The 201-nt window shown below is 57.2% G+C and carries 1 rRNA gene; it reads left to right on the top strand.

Annotated elements, in window-relative coordinates:
* Positions 1–201, top strand: a 23S ribosomal RNA gene (locus JDF658_RS13870); the annotation flags it as partial.

The following is a 201-nucleotide window of genomic DNA, read 5'->3' as shown; positions in this document are numbered from 1 at the left end:
CGAGTGGTTGTGCGCCGAAAATGTCCGGGGCTAAGCCTGTCACCGAAATCGCGGCTTCAGCCTGATGAAGGTTGAGGGGTAGGGGAGCGTTCCATGGGCGTAGAAGGCATACCGAGAGGAGTGCTGGAGCGCATGGAAGTGAGAATGCCGGTATAAGTATGCGAAAAGGCAGGTGAGAATCCTGCCCGCCGAAAACCTGAG

Source organism: Carboxydocella sp. JDF658 (genome assembly GCF_002049395.1).
GTDB lineage: Bacteria > Bacillota.
This window is presented reverse-complemented; position numbering and strand designations above follow the sequence as displayed.